39 protein-coding genes are annotated in these 24,431 nt (G+C 37.8%); 2 read left to right on the forward strand and 37 right to left on the reverse strand.

Going from position 1 to position 24,431, the window contains the following annotated elements; translation table 11 throughout:
* Nucleotides 1-42: 42 nt before the first annotated feature.
* The 34 genes from rpsK to iscR form a co-directional block, all read right to left on the reverse strand.
* Entirely contained in the window at nucleotides 43-432 is a 390-nt protein-coding gene (gene rpsK / locus J3U00_RS07850) for a 30S ribosomal protein S11 (RefSeq protein WP_025314405.1), read from the reverse strand.
* Between the two features lie 15 nt (nucleotides 433-447).
* Entirely contained in the window at nucleotides 448-804 is a 357-nt protein-coding gene (gene rpsM, locus J3U00_RS07855) for a 30S ribosomal protein S13 (RefSeq protein WP_034884217.1), read from the reverse strand.
* Between the two features lie 171 nt (nucleotides 805-975).
* On the reverse strand, nucleotides 976-1,089 hold the full coding sequence (gene rpmJ, locus J3U00_RS07860) for a 50S ribosomal protein L36 (RefSeq protein WP_034884218.1): 114 nt from the start codon (nucleotides 1,087-1,089) through the stop codon (nucleotides 976-978).
* Between the two features lie 26 nt (nucleotides 1,090-1,115).
* Nucleotides 1,116-2,453 (reverse strand): preprotein translocase subunit SecY, encoded by a 1,338-nt coding sequence (gene secY / locus J3U00_RS07865; protein WP_065562939.1) that lies wholly within the window; start codon nucleotides 2,451-2,453, stop codon nucleotides 1,116-1,118.
* Nucleotides 2,454-2,461: 8 nt separating this feature from the next.
* The gene (gene rplO, locus J3U00_RS07870; protein ID WP_065562940.1) at nucleotides 2,462-2,896 is read right to left on the reverse strand and encodes a 50S ribosomal protein L15; all 435 of its coding nucleotides are present in this window, start codon (nucleotides 2,894-2,896) and stop codon (nucleotides 2,462-2,464) included.
* A gap of 5 nt (nucleotides 2,897-2,901) precedes the next feature.
* Nucleotides 2,902-3,081, reverse strand: coding sequence for a 50S ribosomal protein L30 (gene rpmD, locus J3U00_RS07875; RefSeq protein WP_025314400.1), 180 nt, complete (start codon nucleotides 3,079-3,081; stop codon nucleotides 2,902-2,904).
* 6 nt (nucleotides 3,082-3,087) lie between these two features.
* On the reverse strand, nucleotides 3,088-3,588 hold the full coding sequence (rpsE, locus tag J3U00_RS07880; protein WP_025314399.1) for a 30S ribosomal protein S5: 501 nt from the start codon (nucleotides 3,586-3,588) through the stop codon (nucleotides 3,088-3,090).
* A 14-nt stretch (nucleotides 3,589-3,602) separates the two neighbouring features.
* Nucleotides 3,603-3,956: a 50S ribosomal protein L18 gene (gene rplR, locus J3U00_RS07885; protein ID WP_025314398.1), complete on the reverse strand. Its 354-nt coding sequence runs from the start codon at nucleotides 3,954-3,956 to the stop codon at nucleotides 3,603-3,605.
* A gap of 9 nt (nucleotides 3,957-3,965) precedes the next feature.
* Entirely contained in the window at nucleotides 3,966-4,499 is a 534-nt protein-coding gene (rplF, locus tag J3U00_RS07890; protein ID WP_065562941.1) for a 50S ribosomal protein L6, read from the reverse strand.
* A gap of 11 nt (nucleotides 4,500-4,510) precedes the next feature.
* A complete protein-coding gene (rpsH, locus tag J3U00_RS07895) occupies nucleotides 4,511-4,903 on the reverse strand; it encodes a 30S ribosomal protein S8 (RefSeq protein ID WP_034884228.1) in 393 nt (130 codons plus the stop codon).
* Nucleotides 4,904-4,920: 17 nt separating this feature from the next.
* A complete protein-coding gene (rpsN, locus tag J3U00_RS07900; protein WP_025314395.1) occupies nucleotides 4,921-5,226 on the reverse strand; it encodes a 30S ribosomal protein S14 in 306 nt (101 codons plus the stop codon).
* Nucleotides 5,227-5,237: 11 nt separating this feature from the next.
* Nucleotides 5,238-5,777 carry a 50S ribosomal protein L5 gene (gene rplE / locus J3U00_RS07905; protein WP_025314394.1) on the reverse strand — a complete coding sequence of 180 codons (540 nt, stop codon included), beginning with the start codon at nucleotides 5,775-5,777 and terminating at the stop codon, nucleotides 5,238-5,240.
* Nucleotides 5,778-5,794: 17 nt separating this feature from the next.
* Nucleotides 5,795-6,109, reverse strand: a complete 315-nt coding sequence (gene rplX / locus J3U00_RS07910; RefSeq protein ID WP_034884230.1) for a 50S ribosomal protein L24 — start codon at nucleotides 6,107-6,109, stop codon at nucleotides 5,795-5,797.
* A 10-nt stretch (nucleotides 6,110-6,119) separates the two neighbouring features.
* The gene (rplN, locus tag J3U00_RS07915; protein ID WP_025314392.1) at nucleotides 6,120-6,491 is read right to left on the reverse strand and encodes a 50S ribosomal protein L14; all 372 of its coding nucleotides are present in this window, start codon (nucleotides 6,489-6,491) and stop codon (nucleotides 6,120-6,122) included.
* A gap of 194 nt (nucleotides 6,492-6,685) precedes the next feature.
* Nucleotides 6,686-6,946, reverse strand: coding sequence for a 30S ribosomal protein S17 (gene rpsQ, locus J3U00_RS07920; RefSeq protein ID WP_025314391.1), 261 nt, complete (start codon nucleotides 6,944-6,946; stop codon nucleotides 6,686-6,688).
* Nucleotide 6,947: 1 nt separating this feature from the next.
* Nucleotides 6,948-7,139 (reverse strand): 50S ribosomal protein L29, encoded by a 192-nt coding sequence (rpmC, locus tag J3U00_RS07925; RefSeq protein ID WP_034902373.1) that lies wholly within the window; start codon nucleotides 7,137-7,139, stop codon nucleotides 6,948-6,950.
* Entirely contained in the window at nucleotides 7,140-7,550 is a 411-nt protein-coding gene (rplP, locus tag J3U00_RS07930) for a 50S ribosomal protein L16 (RefSeq protein WP_025314389.1), read from the reverse strand.
* A gap of 12 nt (nucleotides 7,551-7,562) precedes the next feature.
* Nucleotides 7,563-8,300, reverse strand: a complete 738-nt coding sequence (gene rpsC, locus J3U00_RS07935) for a 30S ribosomal protein S3 (protein WP_065562942.1) — start codon at nucleotides 8,298-8,300, stop codon at nucleotides 7,563-7,565.
* 14 nt (nucleotides 8,301-8,314) lie between these two features.
* Nucleotides 8,315-8,647 carry a 50S ribosomal protein L22 gene (gene rplV, locus J3U00_RS07940; protein ID WP_034884235.1) on the reverse strand — a complete coding sequence of 111 codons (333 nt, stop codon included), beginning with the start codon at nucleotides 8,645-8,647 and terminating at the stop codon, nucleotides 8,315-8,317.
* A gap of 13 nt (nucleotides 8,648-8,660) precedes the next feature.
* On the reverse strand, nucleotides 8,661-8,939 hold the full coding sequence (gene rpsS, locus J3U00_RS07945; protein ID WP_024496505.1) for a 30S ribosomal protein S19: 279 nt from the start codon (nucleotides 8,937-8,939) through the stop codon (nucleotides 8,661-8,663).
* Nucleotides 8,940-8,958: 19 nt separating this feature from the next.
* Nucleotides 8,959-9,783, reverse strand: coding sequence for a 50S ribosomal protein L2 (rplB, locus tag J3U00_RS07950; protein WP_065562943.1), 825 nt, complete (start codon nucleotides 9,781-9,783; stop codon nucleotides 8,959-8,961).
* A gap of 18 nt (nucleotides 9,784-9,801) precedes the next feature.
* Nucleotides 9,802-10,104, reverse strand: a complete 303-nt coding sequence (gene rplW, locus J3U00_RS07955; RefSeq protein WP_034885052.1) for a 50S ribosomal protein L23 — start codon at nucleotides 10,102-10,104, stop codon at nucleotides 9,802-9,804.
* Entirely contained in the window at nucleotides 10,101-10,703 is a 603-nt protein-coding gene (gene rplD, locus J3U00_RS07960) for a 50S ribosomal protein L4 (protein WP_065562944.1), read from the reverse strand. Before rplD ends, rplW begins: the two co-directional genes overlap by 4 nt.
* A gap of 16 nt (nucleotides 10,704-10,719) precedes the next feature.
* Nucleotides 10,720-11,346 (reverse strand): 50S ribosomal protein L3, encoded by a 627-nt coding sequence (rplC, locus tag J3U00_RS07965; protein WP_034902384.1) that lies wholly within the window; start codon nucleotides 11,344-11,346, stop codon nucleotides 10,720-10,722.
* A 31-nt stretch (nucleotides 11,347-11,377) separates the two neighbouring features.
* Nucleotides 11,378-11,689 (reverse strand): 30S ribosomal protein S10, encoded by a 312-nt coding sequence (rpsJ, locus tag J3U00_RS07970; protein ID WP_006120582.1) that lies wholly within the window; start codon nucleotides 11,687-11,689, stop codon nucleotides 11,378-11,380.
* A 366-nt stretch (nucleotides 11,690-12,055) separates the two neighbouring features.
* Nucleotides 12,056-12,991 carry a pseudouridine-5'-phosphate glycosidase gene (locus J3U00_RS07975; protein WP_267332094.1) on the reverse strand — a complete coding sequence of 312 codons (936 nt, stop codon included), beginning with the start codon at nucleotides 12,989-12,991 and terminating at the stop codon, nucleotides 12,056-12,058.
* Entirely contained in the window at nucleotides 12,988-14,058 is a 1,071-nt protein-coding gene (locus J3U00_RS07980; protein ID WP_324169896.1) for a PfkB family carbohydrate kinase, read from the reverse strand. The genes J3U00_RS07975 and J3U00_RS07980 overlap by 4 nt, the downstream gene beginning before the upstream one ends.
* A 190-nt stretch (nucleotides 14,059-14,248) precedes the next feature.
* Nucleotides 14,249-14,587, reverse strand: a complete 339-nt coding sequence (fdx, locus tag J3U00_RS07985; protein WP_065562946.1) for an ISC system 2Fe-2S type ferredoxin — start codon at nucleotides 14,585-14,587, stop codon at nucleotides 14,249-14,251.
* Nucleotides 14,588-14,601: 14 nt separating this feature from the next.
* On the reverse strand, nucleotides 14,602-16,461 hold the full coding sequence (gene hscA, locus J3U00_RS07990) for a Fe-S protein assembly chaperone HscA (RefSeq protein ID WP_267332095.1): 1,860 nt from the start codon (nucleotides 16,459-16,461) through the stop codon (nucleotides 14,602-14,604).
* 38 nt (nucleotides 16,462-16,499) lie between these two features.
* Nucleotides 16,500-17,018, reverse strand: coding sequence for a Fe-S protein assembly co-chaperone HscB (hscB, locus tag J3U00_RS07995; RefSeq protein WP_065562948.1), 519 nt, complete (start codon nucleotides 17,016-17,018; stop codon nucleotides 16,500-16,502).
* Nucleotides 17,019-17,032: 14 nt separating this feature from the next.
* On the reverse strand, nucleotides 17,033-17,356 hold the full coding sequence (gene iscA, locus J3U00_RS08000; RefSeq protein WP_065562949.1) for an iron-sulfur cluster assembly protein IscA: 324 nt from the start codon (nucleotides 17,354-17,356) through the stop codon (nucleotides 17,033-17,035).
* Nucleotides 17,356-17,742 carry a Fe-S cluster assembly scaffold IscU gene (iscU, locus tag J3U00_RS08005; RefSeq protein ID WP_065562950.1) on the reverse strand — a complete coding sequence of 129 codons (387 nt, stop codon included), beginning with the start codon at nucleotides 17,740-17,742 and terminating at the stop codon, nucleotides 17,356-17,358. Before iscU ends, iscA begins: the two co-directional genes overlap by 1 nt.
* Nucleotides 17,743-17,757: 15 nt before the next feature.
* On the reverse strand, nucleotides 17,758-18,972 hold the full coding sequence (locus tag J3U00_RS08010; protein WP_065562951.1) for an IscS subfamily cysteine desulfurase: 1,215 nt from the start codon (nucleotides 18,970-18,972) through the stop codon (nucleotides 17,758-17,760).
* Nucleotides 18,973-19,009: 37 nt separating this feature from the next.
* Nucleotides 19,010-19,465 carry a Fe-S cluster assembly transcriptional regulator IscR gene (gene iscR / locus J3U00_RS08015; protein ID WP_065562952.1) on the reverse strand — a complete coding sequence of 152 codons (456 nt, stop codon included), beginning with the start codon at nucleotides 19,463-19,465 and terminating at the stop codon, nucleotides 19,010-19,012.
* 163 nt (nucleotides 19,466-19,628) lie between these two features.
* Here iscR and sltY point away from each other — a divergent pair, with 163 nt between their 5' ends.
* Together sltY and trpR are read left to right on the forward strand one after the other, a co-directional pair.
* On the forward strand, nucleotides 19,629-21,557 hold the full coding sequence (sltY, locus tag J3U00_RS08020; protein ID WP_220225315.1) for a murein transglycosylase: 1,929 nt from the start codon (nucleotides 19,629-19,631) through the stop codon (nucleotides 21,555-21,557).
* 11 nt (nucleotides 21,558-21,568) lie between these two features.
* Nucleotides 21,569-21,859, forward strand: coding sequence for a trp operon repressor (trpR, locus tag J3U00_RS08025; RefSeq protein ID WP_218058433.1), 291 nt, complete (start codon nucleotides 21,569-21,571; stop codon nucleotides 21,857-21,859).
* A gap of 32 nt (nucleotides 21,860-21,891) precedes the next feature.
* Here trpR and robA read toward each other — a convergent pair whose 3' ends face one another.
* From robA to J3U00_RS08040, 3 genes are all read right to left on the reverse strand, one after another.
* On the reverse strand, nucleotides 21,892-22,815 hold the full coding sequence (robA, locus tag J3U00_RS08030; protein ID WP_065562955.1) for an MDR efflux pump AcrAB transcriptional activator RobA: 924 nt from the start codon (nucleotides 22,813-22,815) through the stop codon (nucleotides 21,892-21,894).
* An 85-nt stretch (nucleotides 22,816-22,900) separates the two neighbouring features.
* Complete coding sequence (gene nfuA / locus J3U00_RS08035; RefSeq protein WP_065562971.1) at nucleotides 22,901-23,479, reverse strand: Fe-S biogenesis protein NfuA; 579 nt, start codon at nucleotides 23,477-23,479, stop codon at nucleotides 22,901-22,903.
* A gap of 102 nt (nucleotides 23,480-23,581) precedes the next feature.
* On the reverse strand, nucleotides 23,582-24,253 hold the full coding sequence (locus J3U00_RS08040) for a phosphoribosyltransferase family protein (RefSeq protein ID WP_267332096.1): 672 nt from the start codon (nucleotides 24,251-24,253) through the stop codon (nucleotides 23,582-23,584).
* Between the last annotated feature and the right edge of the window lie 178 nt (nucleotides 24,254-24,431).

The following is a 24,431-nucleotide window of genomic DNA, read 5'->3' on the forward strand; positions in this document are numbered from 1 at the left end:
TTTCTCCAATAATCCTATAAACATTCAATGTTTAATAAAAAATTAAACACGACGTTTCTTTGGTGGACGACAACCGTTATGAGGAATCGGAGTTACATCAGTAATATTAGTGATGCGATAACCCGCTGCATTTAATGCACGAATTGTTGACTCACGACCAGGACCAGGTCCTTTTACCATAACTTCTAGATTCTTAATTCCGTAGTCTTTTACGGCTTCTGCACAACGCTCTGCTGCTACTTGAGCTGCGAACGGAGTTGACTTACGAGAGCCACGGAAACCAGAACCACCAGCGGTTGCCCAACCCAACGCATTACCTTGACGATCGGTAATTGTTACGATTGTATTGTTAAATGATGCATGAATATGAGCTATACCATCAGAAACTTGCTTTTTAACACGTTTACGTGTACGAACAGGTGTCTTTGCCATTTATTATCACCTCAATTATTTCTTGATTGGCTTACGCGGTCCCTTACGGGTACGAGCGTTAGTCTTAGTGCGTTGACCACGGACAGGAAGTCCACGACGATGACGCACACCACGATAACAACCAAGGTCTAATAAACGCTTGATACTCATAGTTACTTCACGACGTAAATCACCTTCAACAGTGAATTTAGCGACTTGTTCACGTAACTTTTCAATCTGATCTTCAGATAGTTCTCTGATCTTAACATGTTCAGGAATACCAGCTTCAGCACAAATTGTCTTAGCACGGGTATTACCGATACCATAAATTGCTTGTAACGCAATAACAGTATGTTGTTGATCAGGAATGTTAATGCCTGCTATACGGGCCACTATGCACTCCTTTATTGTTAATGTTCAGCAAATCCACCATACTGAAAAGCCCGTTTTCAGGATACTCAAACGGCGGATCTACAAAAAAATTTTAGGCTGGCTATTCTAGCCAGCTTTACTATACTTTGGCAAGTAAAATATGCAAAAGTTCAATTTCGCAGTTAAATAATATTAACCTTGACGTTGTTTGTGTTTACCTTCAATGCAAATAACACGAACGATGCCATTGCGTTTGATGATTTTACAATTTCTGCATAATTTCTTGACTGAAGCACGAACTTTCATGTTTTTCTCCGTAACTTCTGGCTAACTTATCGGCCGTAGCCTTTAAGGTTCGCTTTCTTTAACACTGACTCATAACGATTTGGCATCATTAAAGTCTGTACTTGTGCCATAAAATCCATGATTACAACAACCACAATTAATAAAGATGTTCCACCAAATTGAACTGGAACTTTCATCGCACTTGTCATAAACATTGGTACCAAACATACAAAAGTAATGTAGATAGCGCCAATTAGCGTTAAACGTGTCATTACTTTATCAATATACTTCGATGTTTGTTCACCTGGACGGATACCTGGAATAAATGCACCAGATTTTTTTAACTGATCTGCTGTTTCTCTCGGATTGAAAACCAATGCGGTATAGAAGAAACAGAAGAAAATAATCGCAGCTGCAAAAAAAATTATGTATAACGGTTGATCATGAGAGAAATATTGCCCAATAAGAACAAAGATATATCTCCATCCTTCACCATTTCCTTGAAACCAAGAAGCCATCATTGATGGTAACATAATAATTGTTGAAGCAAATATTGCTGGAATTACACCTGCCATATTAATTTTAAGAGGTAAATGCGTACTTTGTGCGGCATACACACGACGACCTTGTTGTCTTTGAGCGTAATTAACGACAATACGTCGTTGACCACGTTCAACAAAAACGACAAAGTAAGTCACACCAACCACTAATGCAGCGATTACTAATAATAAAATCGGATGCAAATCACCAGAACGAGCTTGTTCAATTGTTTCATATATCGCATGAGGAAGACTTGCCACAATACCCGCAAAGATAATGATAGAAATACCATTACCTACACCGCGCTCTGTGATCTGTTCACCCAACCACATAAGAAACATAGTGCCAGTAACTAAGCTAACCGATGCAATAAAATAGAAAGAAAATCCTGGGTTAATCACAACCTGACTATAACCAGGAATATTCGGTAAACCAGTCGCAATACCGACTGCCTGTACAATCGCTAAAGCTAGTGTGCCATAACGAGTATATTGGCTAATTTTCTTACGACCTGATTCACCTTCTTTCTTCAATTCAGCTAATTTAGGATTAATTGATGTCAATAACTGCACAATGATTGATGCAGAAATATAAGGCATTATCCCTAAAGCAAAGATTGAAGCACGGCTTAAAGCACCACCAGAGAACATATTGAACATACCAACAATACCATTAGATGATGCTTGTAGTAAGTCCGATAACGCTTTAGTATCAACACCAGGAACCGGAACGTAAGAACCAAGACGGAAAACAATAAGCGCTAAAAGCACAAATAATAAACGTCTTTTAAGCTCACTACTACCGCCTCGTGTGCTTTGAAAATCTAATCCTGGTTGCTTTGCCATCTTTCTAATTATTCCTCAATTTTTCCGCCAGCAGCTTCAATTGCAGCTTTAGCACCTTTAGTTACTCGAATACCACGAACTGTTACTGGTTTAGAAATTTCACCAGATAACATGATTTTTGCATATTCGATTTGTGAATTAATCACATTAGCAACTTTTAAGCTATTTAGGTCAACAATATCACCTTCAACTTTCATTAAATCTGAAAGACGAACTTGTGCTGTTACCATAGCTTTACGTGAGGTAAAACCAAATTTTGGTAAACGACGATATAAAGGCATTTGACCACCTTCAAAGCCACGACGAACGCCGCCACCTGAACGAGATTTTTGACCTTTGATACCACGAGTACCAGTTTTACCAAGCCCTGAACCGATTCCACGGCCTACGCGCTTAGGTGCATGCTTTGAACCTTCAGCAGGAGATAAAGTATTTAAACGCATTACTATTACTCCTCAACTTTAACCATGTAATAAACTTGGTTTACCATACCGCGAATTGCAGGTGTATCTTCACGTTCAACAGTATGACCAATACGACGTAATCCTAAACCAACTAACGTTGCTTTATGCTTCGGTAGACGACCAATAGAACTACGAGTTTGTGTAATTTTAATTGTCTTTGCCATGGCTAATTACCCCAAAATTTCTTCGACGGTTTTACCACGCTTAGCAGCAACCATTTCTGGAGATTTCATATTTTCTAAGCCATCAATCGTTGCACGAACCACGTTAATTGGGTTTGTAGAACCATATGCTTTAGCTAGAACGTTACGAACACCAGCAACTTCTAATACAGCACGCATCGCACCACCGGCGATAATACCAGTACCTTCTGATGCTGGTTGCATATAAACACGAGAACCTGTGTGAGCACCTTTAACTGGATGCTGTAAAGTATCGTTGTTTAACGCAACATTGATCATATTGCGACGTGCTTTTTCCATTGCTTTTTGGATTGCTGCTGGCACTTCACGTGCTTTACCATATCCAAAACCTACGCGGCCATTACCGTCACCAACAACAGTTAGTGCAGAAAAACTAAAAATACGACCACCTTTTACGGTTTTAGAGACTCGGTTAACTGCGATTAATTTTTCCTGCAGTTCACCAGCTTGTTTTTCGATGTTTGACATCTTTAACTCCTACCTTAGAACTGTAGGCCAGCTTCGCGAGCAGCATCTGCTAGCGCCTGAACTCGACCATGATATTGGAAACCTGAACGATCAAAAGAAACTTCTTTGATATCCTTCGCTAATGCACGCTCTGCAATTGCTTTACCAACTGCTGCTGCTGCATCTTTGTTTCCAGTGTATTTTAAACTTTCACTGATAGCTTTTTCTAATGTAGAAGCGGCTGCCAGTACTTCTGATCCGTTTGGTGCGATAATCTGCGCATAAATATGACGCGGAGTACGGTGAACTACTAAGCGAGTTGCAAGTAGTTCATGCATCTTACGACGCGCTTTAGTTGCACGACGGATACGAGCTGATTTCTTATCCATAGTGTTACCTTACTTTTTCTTAGCTTCTTTAGTACGCACAACTTCATCTGCGTAACGAACACCTTTACCTTTATAAGGTTCAGGACGACGATAAGCACGGATATCTGCTGCCACTTGTCCGATTAACTGTTTATCAGCACTTTTTAGTACGATTTCAGTTTGAGAAGGACATTCAGCTGTTACACCTTTAGGTAATTGATGTTCAATTGGATGTGAATATCCAAGAGATAAACCAATTGCATTACCTTTAACTTGTGCACGATAACCGACACCAACTAGCTGAAGTTTTTTAGTAAAACCTTCAGTAACACCAATTACCATTGCATTAATCAATGCACGAGCTGTACCTGCTTGAGCCCAAGCATCAGCAAAACCGTCACGAGGTGCAAATTTAATTTGACCTTCTTCTTGATTAATTACAACAGCATTATTTATTGTGCGAGATAACTCGCCATTTTTACCTTTAATCGTAATTACCTGACCATTGAGTTTTACCTCTACGCCAGCAGGAACAACGACAGGTGCTTTTGCAACACGAGACATTTTTTTCTCCCTTACGCTACGTAGCAGATAATTTCACCACCAAGACCAGCTTGGCGTGCTGCACGATCAGTCATAACACCTTTAGAAGTAGAAATAACTGCAATACCTAATCCAGCCATTACTTTTGGTAATTCATCTTTACGTTTATAAATACGTAAACCTGGACGGCTAACACGTTTAATACTTTCTACAACAGCCTTACCTTGGAAATATTTTAAAGTGATTTCCAATTCTGGTTTAGTGTCACCAACTACTTTATAGTCCCCGATATAACCTTCTTCTTTTAGCACATTGGCAATTGCCACTTTTAGCTTAGAGGAAGGCATGGTGACTGCAACTTTATTCGCAGCTTGACCGTTACGAATACGGGTCAACATATCTGCTATAGGATCTTGCATGCTCATCTATAACACTCCCCTGATTACCAACTTGCCTTTTTAAGACCAGGAATCTCACCACGCATGGCTGACTCACGAACCTTAATACGGCTTAAACCAAATTTACGAAGGACGCCATGAGGACGACCGGTTTGACGACAACGACGACGTTGACGTGATGGACTAGAATCACGAGGAAGCGTTTGCAATTTAAGCACTGCATTCCAACGATCTTCATCTGATGCATTAAGATCAGAGATAATCGCTTTTAATTCTTGACGCTTTGCAAAATATTTTTCTGCTAGCTTTACGCGTTTCTTATCGCGTTCAATCATTGATTGTTTAGCCATTATGCCCTACCTTACTTACGAAATGGGAAGTTAAAGGCAGATAATAAAGCTCGGCCTTCTTCATCAGATTGTGCAGTAGTTGTGATAGTAATATCTAAACCACGAACACGATCAACTTTATCATAATCGATTTCAGGGAAAACGATTTGTTCACGAACACCCATGCTATAGTTACCACGACCATCGAAAGATTTTGCGCTTAAGCCACGAAAATCTCGAGTACGAGGAAGAGCAATATAAACTAGACGTTCAAAAAATTCCCACATACGTTCGCCACGTAAAGTGACCTTACAACCAATAGGATACCCTTGACGGATTTTAAAACCAGCAACTGATTTGCGTGCTTTAGTGACAAGTGGTTTTTGACCACTGATTGCTGCTAAATCAGCAACCGCATTATCTAATAATTTCTTATCAGTAATTGCTTCACCCACACCCATATTCAAGGTGATCTTTTCGATCCGAGGGACTTGCATGACAGATTTGTAGCCAAACTGTTCTTGCAGTTTATTTACTACCTGTGCTTTGTAGTAATCATGCAGTTTCGCCATCGTACACTCCAAATTACTTAATTGATTAATTTATTAGTAGACTTATAAAAACGGACTTTTTTTCCATCTTCAAAACGAAAGCCTACGCGATCTGCTTTGCCTGTATCTTGGTTAAAAATTGCTACGTTAGAAACGTTAATTGGCGCTTCTTTCTCAACAATTCCACCTTCTTGATTTAATGCAGGTACTGGTTTTTGGTGTTTTTTCACCAAATTAATACCTTCAACAATCACTTTACCAGTAGACAAAACACTTTTTACTTTACCGCGTTTACCTTTATCTTTACCGGCTAACACGATAACTTCATCTTCTCGACGGATTTTAGCTGCCATTACCCGCTCCTTACAGTACTTCTGGTGCTAATGAAATGATCTTCATAAACTTCTCAGAACGAAGTTCACGAGTGACCGGTCCAAAAATACGCGTACCAATCGGTTGCTCACTGTTATTATTTAAAATAACGCAAGCATTGCGATCGAAACGAATGACAGATCCATCAGGACGACGAACACCTTTTCTAGTGCGCACGACGACAGCTTTAAGTACATCACCTTTTTTAACTTTACCACGTGGAATTGCTTCTTTAATGGTAACTTTGATGATATCACCGACAGCTGCATAACGACGATGCGATCCACCGAGAACCTTGATACACATTACGCTACGTGCGCCAGAGTTATCAGCAACATCGAGCCTAGTCTGTTCTTGGATCATTTTAATGCTCCGTATAAATTAATTATTGTCTAATCTACCTTCATCCACCTCAACTACCATGGATAAGAATAGACAACCAAAAACCCACATATGTGAGGGCGCATAGTATAACACCACTCAAATAAAATGGATAGCATAAAATAAACGGCCGATGAGCCGTTTATTATATTATGTATAGTTTTTAATCAAAAAGATTAACTAACTGCTTTTTCAACGATTCGAACAAGAGTCCAAGATTTGGTTTTTGATAATGGACGACACTCTTTAATTTCAACAGTATCACCAATACCACACTCGTTGTTTTCATCATGTACATGCAATTTAGTCGTACGTTTAATGAACTTACCATATAACGGATGCTTCACTTTACGTTCAATAGCTACAGTAATAGATTTATCCATTTTGTCGCTAATAACACGACCTTGCTGAGTACGAATTTTTACTTCAGTAGTCATATTACGCACCCGCCTTCTCAGTTAATAACGTTTTAACTCGTGCAATATTACGACGCACTTGTTTTAACATATGAGTTTGTGTTAACTGACCCCCAGCTAATTGCATACGTAAGTTAAATTGCTCACGTAATAAATTAAGAAGTTCAGTATTTAACTCTTCAACGCTTTTTTCGCGTAGCTCTTTTGCTTTCATTTACATCACCGTCTTAATCACAAAGGTGGTTTTAATTGGCAGTTTTGCAGCTGCCAACGCAAATGCTTCACGAGCAACTTCTTCCGGTACACCGTCCATTTCATAAAGGACTTTACCTGGTTGAATCTGAGCAACCCAGTATTCAACGTTACCCTTACCTTTACCCATACGCACTTCAAGTGGTTTTTCAGTAATTGGTTTATCAGGGAAAACTCGAATCCAGATTTTACCTTGACGCTTAACTGCACGAGTCATTGCACGACGTGCCGCTTCGATCTGGCGCGCAGTCAAACGACCACGACCCACAGCCTTAAGACCGAATGTACCGAAACTAACGTCAGTACTTACAGCAAGACCACGATTGCGGCCCTTGTGCACTTTACGGAATTTTGTACGCTTTGGTTGTAACATCAGCGACGCTCCTTATTGTTTTCGGCCTTTGCGCTGCTTTTTCGGTTGAGCAGCAGGTTGTTTTTCTGCTTGTTCAACGGCAGCCATACCACCAAGGATCTCACCTTTGAAGATCCACACTTTAACACCAATAATACCATAGGTAGTTAATGCTTCAGATGTACCATAATCGATATCAGCACGTAGAGTATGTAGAGGCACACGACCTTCACGATACCATTCACTACGAGCGATTTCAGCGCCGCCTAAACGACCACTTACTTCAACTTTGATACCTTTAGCACCCGCTTTCATTGCGTTTTGAACCGCACGTTTCATAGCACGACGGAACATAACACGGCGTTCTAACTGAGAGGTAATACTGTCAGCAACTAATTTAGCGTCAAGTTCTGGTTTACGAACTTCAGCAATATTAATTTGTACTGCAACATCACGTTTCTCTCTTTTGTCTTTGTATTTATTGACAATAGAAGCTACGGCATTACGTAATTTTTCAACGTCCTCACCTTTTTTACCAATCACAATACCTGGACGAGCAGTGTGAATAGTAATGCGAACGTTAGTTTCTGCTGAACGGTCGATCACAATTTTAGAGATAGATGCTTGTGCTAATTCTTTATTTAAGAATTCACGCACTCTAAAATCACTTTCTAAATTATCAGCGAATGTCTTTGTACCCGAATACCATGTAGATGTCCAAGGCTTGACGATGCCTAGTCGGATACCATTTGGATTTACTTTTTGACCCATTGCTATTCTCCAGCCTAGCGATCAGAGACGATCACGGTGATGTGACTCGTACGCTTCAAAATTCGATCTGCACGACCTTTTGCACGAGGCATAATACGCTTCATGGTTGGGCCTTCGTCTACGAAAATTTTCGCGACTTTCAGATCATCAATATCAGCACCATCGTTATGCTCTGCATTAGCAATAGCAGACTCTAATACTTTTTTAACTAGTACAGCCGCTTTTTTATTGGTGTACGTTAAAATATCAAGTGCCTGAGACACTTTTTTACCGCGAACAAGATCTGCAACTAAGCGAACTTTTTGTGCAGAAGAACGAGCGTGGCGGTACTTTGCAATTGTTTCCATCTCTTTCTCCTACTTATTTCTTCTTAGCTTTCTTATCCGCAGCGTGGCCGCGATAAGTACGAGTCGGCGCGAATTCACCCAATTTATGACCAACCATTTCGTCGGAAACATAAACTGGAACGTGCTGACGACCATTATGGACAGCGATGGTCAAACCGATCATGTTAGGAAAGATCGTTGAACGACGGGACCAAGTACGAATTGGTTTCTTGTCCCCGCTTTCCACCGCTTTCTCTACCTTCTTCAGCAAGTGTAGGTCAATAAAAGGACCCTTCTTGAGAGAACGTGGCATAGCTAATCCTCTATATTAATTATTTCTTATTGCGACGGCGAACAATATACTTATCAGTACGTTTGTTGCTACGCGTTTTCAATCCTTTGGCTTTTTGACCCCATGGAGACACAGGATGTTTACCAAAGTTACGACCTTCACCACCACCATGTGGATGGTCTACCGGGTTCATTGCTGTACCACGAACAGTAGGACGAACACCACGCCAACGCGAAGCACCCGCTTTACCTAATACGCGAAGCATATGTTCTGAATTACCCACTTCACCAATAGTGGCGCGGCAATCAGATAATACTTTACGCATTTCACCTGAACGTAGACGTAATGTTACATAAGCACCATCACGAGCAACGATTTGAACATAACTACCAGCAGAGCGAGCAAGTTGTCCGCCTTTACCTGGTTTCATTTCAATATTATGCACGGTAGAACCGACTGGAATATTGCGCATCGGTAAACAGTTACCTGTTTTAATTGATGCATCAACACCAGATTGGATCTGATCACCTGCTTTTAAGCCTTTAGGCGCTAAAATATAACGACGTTCACCGTCTTTATATAGAACCAATGCAATATTTGCACTACGGTTCGGATCATATTCCAAACGTTCAACAACTGCTGGAATACCATCTTTATTACGCTTAAAGTCGACAATACGATAATGTTGTTTATGACCACCACCGATATGACGGGTAGTGATACGACCATTATTATTGCGACCACCAGTTTTGCTTTTTGAATCAAGCAACGGTGCATAAGGCTTACCTTTATGCAACTCTGGGTTAACCACTTTAACAACGTGGCGACGACCCGGAGATGTAGGTTTACACTTAACAACTGCCATTGTTCTTACTCCTCCGAATTACTCAGCGACGCCAGCAAGGTCTAAGTTTTGACCTTCTGCTAAAGTAACGTAAGCTTTTTTCCAGTCGCTACGGCGACCGATTTGTTGACCACGACGTTTTACTTTGCCTTTAACAACAAGAGTATTTACGTCATCTACTTTAACTTCAAATAGTTGTTCAACTGCGGCTTTAATCTCTCTCTTAGTAGCATCTTTAGCAACTTTCAATACTAATGTATTTGTTTTTTCCATTGAAATAGATGCTTTTTCAGAAACATGTGGTGCTCGCAGGACTTTAAGCAGACGCTCTTCACGAATCATGCTAACATCTCCTCTACTTGTTTAACGGCATCAACAGTGATAACCACTTTGTCAAATGCAATCAAACTAACTGGATCAATACCTGCCACATCACGCACATCAACTTTATATAAGTTACGTGCTGCTAAGAAAAGATTTTCATCAACTTCAGAGGTAATGATTAGAACATCATTTAAGTTCATATCATTTAATTTCTGAGTTAATAATTTAGTCTTAGGTGCTTCAACAGTAAATGTTTCAACCACGATTAAACGTTCTTGACGCACTAATTCAGAGAAAATACTCTTTAATGCACCACGATACATTTTACGGTTAACTTTTTGGCTATGATCTTGTGGTTTTGCTGCAAATGTTACACCACCACTACGCCAGATTGGGCTCTTAATAGAACCTGAACGAGCACGACCAGTGCCTTTTTGACGCCATGGTTTTTTGCCTGAACCAGCGATTTCTGCACGAGTTTTTTGTGCGCGAGAGCCTTGACGAGCAGCAGATGCATAAGCAACAACTACTTGGTGAACTAACGCTTCATTAAACTCACGTCCGAAGGTAGTTTCGGAAACAGAAAGCGCTTGCGCGTCTTTTACTACTAATTCCATCTCTATCTCCTCGACGTTAAGCCTTGATTGCCGGTTTAACAATTACGTCACTATTGATTGCGCCTGGTACTGCACCTTTAATTAATAAAAGGTTACGTTCTGCATCAACACGCACAATATCTAAGTTTTGAACAGTTACACGTTCATTACCTAGGTGACCTGCCATTTTACGACCTTTGAACACTTTACCTGGAGTTTGGTTTTGACCGATAGAGCCATGACCACGGTGTGCCAAAGAGTTACCATGTGTTGCATCTTGAGTACGGAAATTCCAACGTTTAGTTACGCCAGCAAAACCTTTACCTTTAGATGTTCCAGTAACATCAACTTTTTTAACGTCTGTAAAAATATCAACGTTAATGCTTTGACCTACAGTATATTCGCCTTCTTCAAAACGGAATTCCCATAGACCACGACCAGCTTCAACGCCAGCCTTAGCGAAATGACCTGCTTCAGGTTTATTTACGCGGCTTGCTTTTTTGCTGCCAGTAGTAACCTGAATAGCTTGATAACCATCATTCTCAAGAGTTTTAACTTGAGTAACGCGGTTGCTTTGAACTTCAACTACGGTGACAGGAATAGAAACACCCTCTTCGGTGAAGATTCGTGTCATTCCTACTTTACGACCGATTAAACCAATCATTGTTTAGACCTCTCAATCATTCAGCTTAGGATTAACCTAAACTGATCTGCACATCAACACCGGCAGCAAGGTCTAGACGCATTAAAGCATCAACTGTTTTTTCAGTTGGCTCAACGATATCAACTAGACGTTTGTGAGTACGAATCTCATATTGATCACGCGCATCTTTATTTACGTGCGGAGAAATCAATACGGTGAAACGTTCTTTGCGTGTCGGTAATGGAATAGGACCACGAACTTGTGCGCCTGTGCGCTTCGCAGTTTCTACAATTTCAGCAGTTGATTGATCAATCAAACGATGATCAAACGCTTTTAACCGAATACGGATTCTTTGGTTCGACATGAGACCAGAGCTCCACTATTTAAAAGTTATAACAAAAGATTACTCCTCTTGCCCTGTTTCGATTGACAGGAGAGTGTAATCCGTTCTTTTTCGTAATTCCCAAATCGGGAATATTGTTGATATAATTCAATATTTTTACATAAAGATTATATCTTTTTACTCATTTGCTTACATAAAGACAATAAACAAAGTGGCGGGATTATACCCCGTTAGTTAATCAACATCAAGTATTAATTATCATACAGATAGAGAAAATATGATCATTAATAGCTATCAAAAAAGTTGAGGAACGGGGTTTTTTGACATATTTATGTCGCTATCAGTCACTCAAGTCTGACTATCAAAATGCGCCTCAATACATCATTTTTATTTAATATTGCAATAACTCATCGCGATTTCAGATGCTAATTTTGCATTATTAAAAACAAGATTGATATTTGCTTCTAAGCTATCACCACCAGTTAACTCAACCACCTTCGCTAACAAGAATGGGGTAGTCTTTTTACCTTTAATTCCTTGCTCAACTGATTCTTTTAATGCTTTTTCAATTGCTGCCGTAATTAACGCTTCATCCATTGCATATTGTGTCGGGATAGGATTTGCAACCACAACTCCACCATTTAAACCTAAATCCCATTTTACTTTAATCATGTCAGCAATCTGTTTAGCGCTATCTAGTTTTACGCTAACATCAAACGGACTAGTTCGGCTAAAGAACGATGGCAGTTTTTCTGTTTGATAACCAACCACAGGTACACCAAATGTTTCAAGATATTCCATTGTTAAACCTAAATCTAAAATTGATTTCGCCCCAGCACAGACTACCGCAACATTAGTATTAGCGAGTTCTTGAAGGTCGGCTGAAATATCAAAGGTATGCTCAGCACCTCGATGAACACCACCAAGCCCGCCGGTTGCAAAAACTCGAATACCAGCTAATTCAGCAATAATCATTGTAGCTGCAACCGTTGTCGCACCATTTTGTTTATTGGCAACAACAACAGGTAAATCACGACGACTCACTTTTGTTACATTTAACCCTTCTTTACCAAGAATGGTGATCTCTTCTTTGGATAATCCCGCTTTTAAACGACCATTAATTACCGCAATCGTTGCAGGAATTGCGCCATTTTTTCTGACTATTTCTTCCACTTTTAATGCTGTTTCCACATTTTGTGGATAAGGCATACCATGTGAAATAATAGTAGATTCTAAAGCAACGACAGGTTGATTATTTTCAAGCGCTCGTTTAACTTCAGGCGAAATATCAAGATATTGATTATACTTAGACATATTGTTCATGAAAGGGACTCCAAAATATTTTGAACACAATTAATTGATAAATTAGGATTATTAGTAAATTCTGATAATAATGTTAATGATGAACAGGCTTGACCAAATTTCACACTTTGATAAAAATTCAGTCCATCCAAATAACCTTGTACAAGCCCTGCCAGCATCGCATCACCAGCACCAGTTACGCTAACAATGTCGGTAGGAATTGGCGCGGACCAACCACGATCACCATCGATTTCACTATAGTAAACGCCATCAGCTCCAGCACTAATGGCAATTCGCTGAACACCTTGCTGATGGAACCAGTCAACTACTTTAGGAGTATCATCATTGGTTTCGATTTTTATTCCACTTAAAATTTCGGCCTCTAAACGATTTGGTTTTAAGGTATGAATATATGATAACCAATCTTTGATTTTATAGGATTTAAATGCTGAAACAGTATCAACAAAAATCGGAATAGAGCCAGCATTACTAAATAGCCATGTCAGAGCTTCTTGTTGCAAATTACAGTCAATAACCAGTAATTTAGCATGTTGAATTAACTGTTTTGATTCATTTAATAAGCTTGGGTTTAACTTATTAATAATATCCATATCATTAACAGCTATCACCATTTCACCTGACTCATCAAGTAAAGAAAGATAGGTTGAAGTACGATCTCCTTTTACCACGTGGCAATGATCCATATTAACGCCGGATTTTCGAGTATGTTCGATAAGTTGCGCACCATAAAAATCATCACCTATCATTGAAATAAGGTATGTATCAAGCCCTAATAACGCTAAATTTTCAGCAATATTTCGCCCTACACCACCAGGTGTGCAACGAATTTTACCGGGATTAGAATCTCCATAAACTAATTTCTTATCTGAATAACCAGTCACATCCATATTACATGAACCAACGACAACAACATGATTATTTTCAGATAAAAGATACCCTTTTCCTTTTATATAGCCTTTTTGAGTCAGCGTCATAATATAACCTGCCACACTAGAACGGGTAATGCCTAACATACCAGCAATAACATGCTGTTGAATGAAAGGATTATTGCGAATAATTGTGAGGATCTATTTTTCTCTTTTATTCATAAACACCTGTCGATTTTTAAACACATGTTTATTTTTTGACAATAGCAGAATTATGAAAAGGTTAAAAGCAAACAAATAAACTAGATTGATAAAATGTGATAACTATCACAATTAAAAAAGTTGAGGAGCAGGGTTTTTGAGGAAATCACGTCGCCATAAAGGCGACTAATTAATGATCTTCTTTGGCGTGATTTAGGCTATATCTTGGAATTTCGACTTCAAGATCTTCGTCGGTCACTCGAGCTTGACAACTTAAACGGCTATGAGGCTCAACGCCCCAAGCTTTATCGAGCATGTCATCTTCTTGTTCATCACTCTCTTCAAGTGAATCAAATCCTTTTCGAACTATACAGTGGCAAGTTGAACAAGCACAAGACATCTCACAAGCATGTTCAATTTCAATGTCATTGCGCAAAGCAACTTCTAAAATAGATTCGCCTTCTTCTGCCTCAACAGTTTTTCCTTCAGGACAAAGATCAGCATTTGGTAAAAAGGTAATTTTTGGCATAATAATCTCTTTGGTTAAATATCATCAACGCTATGCCCGGTTAAGGCATGGCGTATTGATCTATTCATGCGTTTTGCTGCAAAAGTTTGCGTTGCATTATCAACATGTTTAATTTCTTGCTCAATCAAATAATAATCATCAGATCCAGTCGCTTGCTGTAATTGATTTTTAGCCTGTAATATGAGGTTAAGTTCCTCTTCATCTAATAAATCGGCATCTTTATCTAAAGCACTTTGCAATGTTTCAAGAACTCGTGCTGCTTCCACTTTCTGCTCTGCAAGCATTCTTATTTGTTTATCTTGATTTGCATAATTGATTGAATCTTGAATCATGGTCGCAATTTCATTTTCTGTCAGTCCATAAGATGGTTTAACTTGAATTGCAGCCTCAACTCCTGTCGATTTTTCCATTGCAGTGACACTTAATAGGCCATCAGCGTCAACTTGAAAGGTAACTCGAATATGAGCTCCACCTGCTGGCATAGGAGGAATGCCCCTTAAAGTAAATTTTGCTAATGATCGACAATCATTAACACTTTCTCGTTCACCTTGTAAAACATGAATCATCATAGCCGTTTGGCCATCTTTAAATGTGGTAAATTCTTGTGCTCTCGCACACGGTATTGTGCTATTACGAGGGATGATTTTTTCTACTAAATCGCCCATCGTTTCAATACCTAATGATAAAGGAATCACGTCAAGCAATAACATATCCGAATCAGGCTTATTGCCAACCAGTATATCCGCCTGTATTGCTGCACCAATGGCAACAACTTTATCTGGATCTATTGAAGTTAAAGGTTCGGTTTCAAAATATTGACCAACCAATTGTCTTACTAATGGCACTCGTGTTGAACCACCGACCATCACAACTTCACTAACTTCTTCAACATTAATTTGAGCATCTTTTAATGCTCGACGACAAACCGCCAACATTCGTTTGACTAAAGGTTCAATTAGCGTTTCAAATTGCTCACGCGTTATAGTTAAAGATTGATCTTCTATGTTGACTAAAACAGAATCTTTCTGGCTTAGTGCAATTTTGACTTTAACCGCTTCATCAATAATTTTTTGGTTGATATGGGGATCAGTGTTATTTTCTAAACCGACTTGTCTTTTTAAATAATCTGCAAGTAGTCGGTCAAAATCATCACCGCCAAGCGCAGAATCGCCCCCCGTTGCTAAAACTTCAAATACCCCTTTATGTAAGCGCAAGATAGAAATATCAAACGTACCACCCCCTAAATCATAAACAGCAATCACCCCTTCTTTGCCTGAATCTAAACCATAAGCAATCGCAGCAGCGGTTGGTTCATTCAATAATCTTAAAACATGCAGTCCAGCTAATTTAGCTGCATCTTTAGTTGCTTGTCTTTGCGCATCATCAAAATAAGCCGGTACGGTTATTACCGCCCCATCAATTTCACTTGCTAAACTCTGCTTAGCACGTTCAGCTAAAGCAATCAAAATTTCAGATGAAACTTGTACGGGATTAACTTGTTGATTAGGTAAATTTAATAAAGGAACACCATTATCAGTTTGGGAAAACGTATAAGGAAAACGCGAAATATCAATATCAGATAAACTTCTTCCCATTAAACGTTTTATAGAACTAACAGTATTTAATGGATCACTTGCCGCATTAGTTTTAGCATTTTTTCCGACAGTTATAATAGTATTATCATCATGATCAACACCATAATGCACAACTGAAGGCAATAAGGCATCGCCTTCTAAATCAGGCAATACTTCGGATTGTCCGCTACGAACTGTTGCGACTAAGGAATTAGTTGTTCCAAGATCGATACCAATTGCTACACGACGCTGGTGAGGTTCTGGTGTTTGCCCTGGTTCACTAATCTGTAATAATACCATTTGATCTATCTCTAATTGATGTGTGACTTAATCTTAAATTATAAAGCAAATTGCTTTTCTTGTAACTTTTCGATTTGTTCAATCAACCTAGCCAGATAACGGATTTTATAGATTTGATTAAGTGCGGTTTGCCAATCTTGTTTCGAAATATAATCCAATAATTGCTGATAGACTTGTTTTTTTCGTTCTGAAATTTCCGAATAAAAATTATCTAAAAGATCAAGATTATTTTGGCTTTCAATATCATCCAATTTTTCTCGCAAACTGAATTGTTCCATTAAAAAATCAGCATCGTGAATAATATTCTGTTCTGTAGCGACATCAAATCCCTGCAAAGATAACAAATATTCAGCCGCTTTTATCGGATTTTTTAATGTTTGATAGCCATCATTAATCATTGCCGACTTCTGAATAATTGCCACTTTTTCATTATCAGCTACCTGAGCGAAATTATCAGGATGATATTGCCGTTGTAACTGTTGATAGTTGACCGTTAACTGGCCATTATCAATTGGCAATTTAATCGGTAATTGAAATAATTCAAAATAATTAGTCAAAATTCATGTCCCAACTAAACATTAAAGCTTTCGCCACAACCGCATTCATTCTTAGAATTAGGATTATTGAATTTAAAGCCTTCGTTTAGGCCTTCTTTGACAAAATCAAGCTCTGTTCCATCAATATAAACTAAGCTCTTTTTATCAACGATAACTTTGATATCTTTATCTTCAAATACACTATCATCGTCATTAATAGCATCAGCAAATTCTAGGACATAAGCCATACCTGAGCAACCAGAGGTCCTCACTCCTAATCTGAGTCCAACCCCTTTACCTCTATTAGCTAAGAAAGCTTGAACTCGATTGGCTGCACTATTAGTTAATGTGATTGCCATCAACGTTGTCCTTTTTTGGATTTATAATCATCAATTGCCGCTTTAATTGCGTCTTCGGCTAAAATTGAACAGTGAATTTTAACTGGTGGCAAGGCAAGTTCTTTAGCGATATCTGTGTTTTTAATCGCTTCAGCTTCATCTAACGATTTACCTTTGATCCATTCAGTCACTAATGAACTTGAAGCAATGGCGCTACCACAACCATAAGTTTTGAATTTAGCATCTTCAATAATACCATCATCATTAACTTTGATTTGTAATCGCATTACATCGCCACACGCTGGGGCACCAACCATTCCACTACCGACATTAGGATCATTTTGATCGAAAGAGCCAACATTGCGGGGATTTTCATAATGATCGACGACTTTATCACTGTATGCCATAATTTGCTCCTAATTTTAATGGGCTGACCACTTAATTTTTGTTAGATCAACACCATCTTTAAACATTTCCCAAAGTGGAGAAAGATCCCTTAATTTACCGATAGAATCTTTAATTAACTTAATAACATAATCCACTTCTTCTTCGGTACTAAATCGCCCAAGTGAGAATCGAATTGAGCTATGTGCAAGCTCATCGTTAAGTCCTAATGCTCGCAATACATAAGACGGTTCTAAACTTGCAGATGTACATGCAGAACCTGATGATACTGCTAAGTCTTTTAAAGCCATCATAAGTGATTCACCTTCAATATAAGCAAAGCTTACATTTAAGATATTAGGAACACTATGTTCTAATGAACCATTAAGGTAGACTTCTTCGATATCTTTTAAACCATTCCATAAACGGTTTTTTAATGCCAAAAGGCGGGGCATTTCTGTAGCCATTTCTTCTTTGGCTATGCGATAAGCTTCGCCCATACCAACAATTTGATGAACTGGTAATGTACCAGAGCGCATACCGCGTTCATGACCTCCACCATGCATTTGAGCTTCAATGCGCACACGAGGTTTACGTCTAACATAAAGACCACCAATCCCTTTTGGTCCATAGATTTTATGTCCAGAAAATGACATAAGATCGACTTTTAATTTAGACAGATCAATTGGCAACTTACCAACACTTTGGGTTGCATCAACATGAAATACAATACCTCTTTCACGACACATCTCACCAATTTTTTCGATATCTTGAATAACGCCAGTTTCATTATTAACGTGCATAATAGATACCACTGTTGTATCACTACGCATTGCCGCAGCTAATTTATCAATGTTAAGTATACCATCTGATTCTGGCGCTAAATAAGTAACTTCATAACCTTCTCGTTCTAATTGACGACAAGTATCAAGTACGGCTTTATGTTCAGTTTTACAGGTAATAATGTGTTTACCTTTAGCTTGATTGAAATGTGCTGCACCTTTAATGGCTAAGTTATCTGCTTCTGTCGCTCCTGATGTAAAAACAATTTCTCGTGAATCTGCACCAATTAAATCAGCAATTTGGTTACGCGCTATGTCAACAGCTTCTTCTGCTTGCCAACCAAATTTATGAGAACGTGAAGCGGGATTTCCAAAAACACCATCCGGTGTTAAATACTGCATCATTTTTTCAGCTACTCTTGGATCAACAGGCGTAGTGGCTGCATAATCCATATAAATAGGTAATTTCATTAATTACTCCCAATTACAAATTCTGTATTCTATTTCTTTAATTAATTCTGGCGTGATGGAGATGACTTTGTCGATTTGCGACAGCTCTTACTTCCTGATTATTCACTAGTTCGCTTAACGTGATGCTGGTCAAAAAATCGTTTATTCGTTCACTTAAATCATTCCATAAACTATGAGTAAGGCATCTTACACCTTTTTGACATCCAGTATGCCCATGGCATTTGGTTGCATGAACAGTTTCGTCTACTGCTTTAACAATCGAACTAATCGCAATTTGATCCATACTACGACCAAGTACATAACCACCGCCAGGACCTCTTACACTTGAGACTAGACCATTTTTACGCAACCTAGAAAAAAGTTGTTCTAAATAAGATAGTGAAATTTCCTGACGTTCTGAAATATCAGCAAGTGATACAGGGCCGGAACCAGAATGCAGCGCTACATCTAACATAGCTGTAACCGCATAACGCCCTTTTGATGTCAATTTCATTAATCATTCCTCTATATTTAATAATAAATATTTTATATATCCTTTAATTTTAGTCAAGTATTTAGTTGACTATTTTAGTGGGAATTAAGTTATCAGTTCATCATCGACGAAATATAACCAAATATGCTAATCTAATAGGCTGATTTGATACTGGAGTTAAGGAATGAATTTAGTAATACGTTGGTGTTTAATATCAAGCACTTTATTGGCAAACAGTCTATTTGTAGAAGCATCACAACATGAGTTGCGCCAAAATTATCAAAGATGGCAAAACACTTATCAATCATTAAACTATGATGAGCAACAAGCATTACTAAAACAATTAAATAATTACTCACTTTATCCTTATGCGGCTGTGCAGTTTTTTCAAAAAAATATCAAAACGGTACCACCACAACTCGTCAGTAGTTTTGTAAAAAAATATGATGACTTTCCATTAACTTCATCATTAACTCAAGCTTATTTGAATGAACTATCAAATCGCAAAGATTGGAATGCCATAGTCTCTTTTCCTAAAGACAATTCAATTAGCTCTAATTGTCGATATCAATATGCAAAATTACAAAAAAATAATGACAAATCGGTTTTAGATAGTGTCGAATCGCTATGGTTAACGGGGAAAGAATTACCTTCAGCGTGTGATCCATTGTTGGATGCATGGTCAAAAAGTGGAAAACGTACATCAAATCTTATTTTATCTCGTATTGAGCTTGCATTTGAAAGCAATAATTTAAAACTCGCTCGTCATTTAACCAACTTATTAGATGACAATAATCAAACAAATTATTTATTGGCCGTGCTTGATAATCCAAGAAAACTTGACGAATTTTCCAAAAACATTAAAACCAGCACATTTACCAAAAAAATAGTCTTAGCATCTTACCCTCGTTTAGTCAAAGCCGACAAAAATCTTGCGGCAGCATTGTTACCACAACTGATAAAAAAACAGAATCTAACTGATGAGGAACAAAATAGATTACAAAGTAGCTTAGCAAATAGCTATTTTAGTGATTCAGTAACAACAGAACAGAGCAAATGGCGAGATAATTACCTAACTAAAAGCCATGATACTGCATTAGTTGAAAAACGTATTCGCATGGCTATTGATGCAAATAACTACAAAGATATTGCTCATTGGATAAAACAATTAAAGCCAGAAGACCAATTAAAAGAAGAATGGCAATACTGGCAAGCCAGAGTATTACTTAAAAATAAGAAAACCAATGAAGCCAAAAATATTTTAAAAACATTGAGCAACAACCGAGGTTTTTATGGAATGATCAGTGCTCAAGCACTTAATCAACCATATATAATCAATAATTTATCTAAAAAACTGCCAACAACAGAAGTAAATTCTTTGAAAGCCAAATATGATCAAAAACCATTTGCCATTCGAATCAAAGAGCTAAGGTTTTTAGGTATGCTAGCGGAATCAAAACAAGAATGGCGTTATATACTTAAAGCAAAAGAAAATGAATATCTCGATTTAGCTCAATATGCTTACCACAAGGGCTGGGGAGATCTTAGTATTCAAGCAACAATATCTGGAAAATTATGGGATAATTGGACAGAACGATTACCTATCATGTACAAAAAGCTATATAATGAAGCTTTAAAAGATAAAGCTATTCCGCTATCTTACGCTTTAGCCATCACGCGTCAAGAAAGTGCTTTTGATGCAGCAATACAGTCTCCTGTCGGAGCAAGTGGCTTAATGCAATTAATGCCAGCAACAGCAAAAGAAACGGCCAAAAAAGTCACCAACATTAGCTATAATTCACCAAACCAATTATTTGAGCCTATGACTAATGTACAATTAGGCACTTATTTTCTAAACAGCGTTTATTTACAAAATGATAATAACCGTATTTTATCTTCAGCAGCCTATAATGCAGGTCCAAGCCGAGTAAAAAAATGGTTGAATAATAGCAACGGAAAACTTGATGCAGTCGAATTTATTGAAAGTATTCCTTTCAATGAAACACGAAATTATGTCAAAAGTGTATTAGTATATGATTATATTTATCAGCACATTTTAGGGGAACAAACCCCACATATACTGACAAAAAAAGAATTTAATAGACAATACTAATGGTGCATTACATGAAAACTAAAGAATGGAACCAAACGGTTGAAATATTACACCAAGCATTTAATAACGGTTATTCATTAGATATTTTAAAACTACTGATGACATCTGATGAACGTGATGCTTTAATTACACGAGTCAAAATTGTACGCTCATTACTTGATGGATCAATTAATCAGCGCCAGCTTAAAGATCAACTGAAAATCGGTATTGCAACAGTCACCAGAGGTTCAAACAGTTTAAAAGAAGCAACACCTGAATTTAAAGCATGGCTAGAAAAGATTTTATTGAACTCTAATGACTAAAAACTATCGTCAATATTCATGACGATAGCATGTTATAACGATAGGTTTGATTGAATATTGACTTCTTCATCCGCCACAACAGGGACACAATAATCACATTCCATGCTAAGGATATCTTCAAAACATTTTACAGAATCATCATGGTGATTATGATGGATTTCAATTAAACAGCTTGAACTACGCAATCGCACTTTTAAGGCTGGCATCGCCGCTAAATGGACTTGAGAAATAAAATCACTAAAATTTTCTGGTGGACCAATATATTTAAAACAAAGATATAAACCACCTTCACTAACAAAAGGCTCAATATGCTCCAAATTGTTATTGTGATCTAAAGCAATGGTATATAAAAGTTCTTGCTCATTAGCATTATCTTTACTTTTTAAAATACGACTAAAAGCAAAGATTTTGTCGGGTAAACATTCACTCTTGTTCTCATAATGAGACAGATAATTATGAAAAAACTGCGATCTTAATTTATTTTCTTCATCTAAAATTTGGCTCAAATTACAGTTATTCTTATATGAAATTCCCCAAAATGTTTGCTTTGGCATATTAACGAATTTAGGTTCAGGTAAAGAGAGTCGATTTTTATTTAATTCAATAGCCGGGGTTAAGCCAGTTGGATCCCAAAATTCACCTCGTCGATAGCTGGCTGGTGTTTCATTAAATTGTTTTTTAAAAGATCGGGTAAAAGTTTGTTGTGAATCAAAACGATATTGCATAGCAATATCTAAAATAGGTTTGCTTGTCATTCGCAAAGATAATGCCGCATAAGTTAATCTGCGGTGACGAATATAAGTACCGAGCACTTGACCGGTTACTTCTTTAAACATCCGTTGTAAATGCCACTTTGAATAACCTGATTTTTGGGCAACATTATCAATAGATAAGGGCTGCTCCAAATTTTTTTCAATCCAAACGATAAGATCTGAAATAATACTAACTTGATTCATAAAACCCCATCATAAAGTGAATTGGCAGACATCATGCGATTATGACTTAATCCCAGCAATAAGCAAGATTTAAATCGAAAAATTTTTAACAATAAGAATGGCTTCCCGCTTGATGTTCAGTAATATCTTTAACGCCTGCTAATTCAGGGAATTCCGCAAGCAATTGCTTTTCAATACCCTCTTTTAAAGTAAAATCAACCATTGAACAACCATTACAACCACCACCAAATTGCAATATAGCATAATTATCTTCAGTCAATTCCACTAAGCTAACATGGCCACCATGACTAGCTAATTGAGGATTAACCTGAGCTTGAATAACATAATTAACGCGCTCAATTAATGGGGCATCATCCGCAACCTTTTTCATTTTTGAATTTGGCGCTTTTAAAGTTAACTGTGAACCTAATTCATCTGTCACATAATCAATCACGGTTTCTTCTAAAAAAGGTGCACTAATTTCATCGATATAAACAGAAAAACCTGCTTGTTGTTCTTCTTCGATATCACCATCTTCAACAGTATCTGCCGGACAATAGGAAACCCCACATTCAGCAGATGGCGTGCCAGGATTAATAACAAAAACCCGAATTTGAGTACCATCAGGCTGATTCGCAAGCAATTTTTTAAAATGTTGTTGAGCTGATTCAGAAATGGTAATAATAGACATAATCCCTCACTTTGACACGATTGACATTGATAATCCTCAACATCATCGATAATAGTTGACTTACTCTCTTGGTTATTATAGGGGGTGTTTTGGATTTTACAAGACGGTCCGACACAAACAAACTACCTGCACATAAGCGGCACCACTCTCTTTTAATTGCTGGCTAATAACATTTATCGTATTACCGGTAGTAACAATATCATCAATAAGCATTACCGATTGATTGGTTAAATCAGAGTGACATCGAAAAAGTGTTTCTACATTACTCATTCTTTGCTTAAGCGATAGGTTCTTCTGATCGCGAGCTGCAAATTTTCGCGACAATAGGTAAGGCTTAAATTCTCGATTTAACCATCTAGCTATTGGCTTAGCCAATAATGCCGCTTGATTAAAACCTCTAGACCAATAACGAAAATGGTGTAAAGGGACACAAGTCACAATGTCAGGTTTAGCAAGACCATCATTTAATCGACGTTGATACCAGGCTAAAAACATTAGCCTAGCTAATGCGTTGGTTAATTCGATTTTATTATGAAATTTTAAATGTTGAATTAATTTTTTTAATGGATCGATATAGCCTGTTACAGCCACCATTTCATCCCAATAAGGTTTTTTCTCTCGGCATCGGTAACATTCATTTGTTGATAATGAGTGAGGAAGGCAACATTGATGGCAAACTTTATTTAGCTTCGGTAAGTTTTCTATACATTGGCTGCAAATTCCATGGTGAGATAGCACCAAAGGCATATTACATAAAATACATCGCATCATCATTCAGAAAAAAGTTGAGGAACGGGGTTTTTGAGCTAATTAATGGTTTAAAAATAGTCATAAAGAAGAATATAAATTTAATAATATTCTGGATTATAGTGAATATAAGTCATTTTTTACTGGTTTAGAAAAATATTGCGATTTACCACACAAAATTTTAATTGATTTTGCATAT

Origin of the sequence: Gilliamella sp. B3127, assembly GCF_026536935.1 — a bacterium.
In the GTDB taxonomy this organism is placed as follows: domain Bacteria; phylum Pseudomonadota; class Gammaproteobacteria; order Enterobacterales; family Orbaceae; genus Gilliamella; species Gilliamella apicola_E.

Coding starts and splice junctions, on each gene's coding strand:
- rpmC (WP_034902373.1), bottom strand. CDS start 7,139: ATGAAAGCAAAAGAGCTACGCGAAAAAAGCGTTGAAGAGTTAAATACT.
- rpsJ (WP_006120582.1), bottom strand. CDS start 11,689: ATGTCGAACCAAAGAATCCGTATTCGGTTAAAAGCGTTTGATCATCGT.
- trpR (WP_218058433.1), top strand. CDS start 21,569: ATGAAAACTAAAGAATGGAACCAAACGGTTGAAATATTACACCAAGCA.
- rplE (WP_025314394.1), bottom strand. CDS start 5,777: ATGGCGAAACTGCATGATTACTACAAAGCACAGGTAGTAAATAAACTG.
- secY (WP_065562939.1), bottom strand. CDS start 2,453: ATGGCAAAGCAACCAGGATTAGATTTTCAAAGCACACGAGGCGGTAGT.
- rplD (WP_065562944.1), bottom strand. CDS start 10,703: ATGGAATTAGTAGTAAAAGACGCGCAAGCGCTTTCTGTTTCCGAAACT.
- rpsK (WP_025314405.1), bottom strand. CDS start 432: ATGGCAAAGACACCTGTTCGTACACGTAAACGTGTTAAAAAGCAAGTT.
- iscU (WP_065562950.1), bottom strand. CDS start 17,742: ATGGCATACAGTGATAAAGTCGTCGATCATTATGAAAATCCCCGCAAT.
- iscA (WP_065562949.1), bottom strand. CDS start 17,356: ATGGCAATCACATTAACTAATAGTGCAGCCAATCGAGTTCAAGCTTTC.
- J3U00_RS08010 (WP_065562951.1), bottom strand. CDS start 18,972: ATGAAATTACCTATTTATATGGATTATGCAGCCACTACGCCTGTTGAT.
- rplC (WP_034902384.1), bottom strand. CDS start 11,346: ATGATTGGTTTAATCGGTCGTAAAGTAGGAATGACACGAATCTTCACC.
- hscA (WP_267332095.1), bottom strand. CDS start 16,461: ATGGTATTATTACAGATTAGTGAACCAGGGCAAACACCAGAACCTCAC.
- rpsH (WP_034884228.1), bottom strand. CDS start 4,903: ATGAGCATGCAAGATCCTATAGCAGATATGTTGACCCGTATTCGTAAC.
- J3U00_RS08040 (WP_267332096.1), bottom strand. CDS start 24,253: ATGCGATGTATTTTATGTAATATGCCTTTGGTGCTATCTCACCATGGA.
- rpsN (WP_025314395.1), bottom strand. CDS start 5,226: ATGGCTAAACAATCAATGATTGAACGCGATAAGAAACGCGTAAAGCTA.
- rplW (WP_034885052.1), bottom strand. CDS start 10,104: ATGATTCGTGAAGAGCGTCTGCTTAAAGTCCTGCGAGCACCACATGTT.
- rplV (WP_034884235.1), bottom strand. CDS start 8,647: ATGGAAACAATTGCAAAGTACCGCCACGCTCGTTCTTCTGCACAAAAA.
- rplO (WP_065562940.1), bottom strand. CDS start 2,896: ATGCGTTTAAATACTTTATCTCCTGCTGAAGGTTCAAAGCATGCACCT.
- rpsQ (WP_025314391.1), bottom strand. CDS start 6,946: ATGACTACTGAAGTAAAAATTCGTACTCAGCAAGGTCGTGTTATTAGC.
- sltY (WP_220225315.1), top strand. CDS start 19,629: ATGAATTTAGTAATACGTTGGTGTTTAATATCAAGCACTTTATTGGCA.
- J3U00_RS07975 (WP_267332094.1), bottom strand. CDS start 12,991: ATGAACAATATGTCTAAGTATAATCAATATCTTGATATTTCGCCTGAA.
- rplR (WP_025314398.1), bottom strand. CDS start 3,956: ATGGATAAGAAATCAGCTCGTATCCGTCGTGCAACTAAAGCGCGTCGT.
- rplN (WP_025314392.1), bottom strand. CDS start 6,491: ATGATCCAAGAACAGACTAGGCTCGATGTTGCTGATAACTCTGGCGCA.
- iscR (WP_065562952.1), bottom strand. CDS start 19,465: ATGAAATTGACATCAAAAGGGCGTTATGCGGTTACAGCTATGTTAGAT.
- rpsE (WP_025314399.1), bottom strand. CDS start 3,588: ATGTCAAACATCGAAAAACAAGCTGGTGAACTGCAGGAAAAATTAATC.
- rpmD (WP_025314400.1), bottom strand. CDS start 3,081: ATGGCAAAGACAATTAAAATTACACAAACTCGTAGTTCTATTGGTCGT.
- robA (WP_065562955.1), bottom strand. CDS start 22,815: ATGAATCAAGTTAGTATTATTTCAGATCTTATCGTTTGGATTGAAAAA.
- fdx (WP_065562946.1), bottom strand. CDS start 14,587: ATGCCAAAAATTACCTTTTTACCAAATGCTGATCTTTGTCCTGAAGGA.
- rplX (WP_034884230.1), bottom strand. CDS start 6,109: ATGGCAGCTAAAATCCGTCGAGAAGATGAAGTTATCGTGTTAGCCGGT.
- rpsS (WP_024496505.1), bottom strand. CDS start 8,939: ATGCCACGTTCTCTCAAGAAGGGTCCTTTTATTGACCTACACTTGCTG.
- rplP (WP_025314389.1), bottom strand. CDS start 7,550: ATGTTACAACCAAAGCGTACAAAATTCCGTAAAGTGCACAAGGGCCGC.
- rplF (WP_065562941.1), bottom strand. CDS start 4,499: ATGTCTCGTGTTGCAAAAGCACCTGTCGTTGTTCCTGCTGGCGTAGAG.
- rpmJ (WP_034884218.1), bottom strand. CDS start 1,089: ATGAAAGTTCGTGCTTCAGTCAAGAAATTATGCAGAAATTGTAAAATC.
- rpsC (WP_065562942.1), bottom strand. CDS start 8,300: ATGGGTCAAAAAGTAAATCCAAATGGTATCCGACTAGGCATCGTCAAG.
- rplB (WP_065562943.1), bottom strand. CDS start 9,783: ATGGCAGTTGTTAAGTGTAAACCTACATCTCCGGGTCGTCGCCACGTT.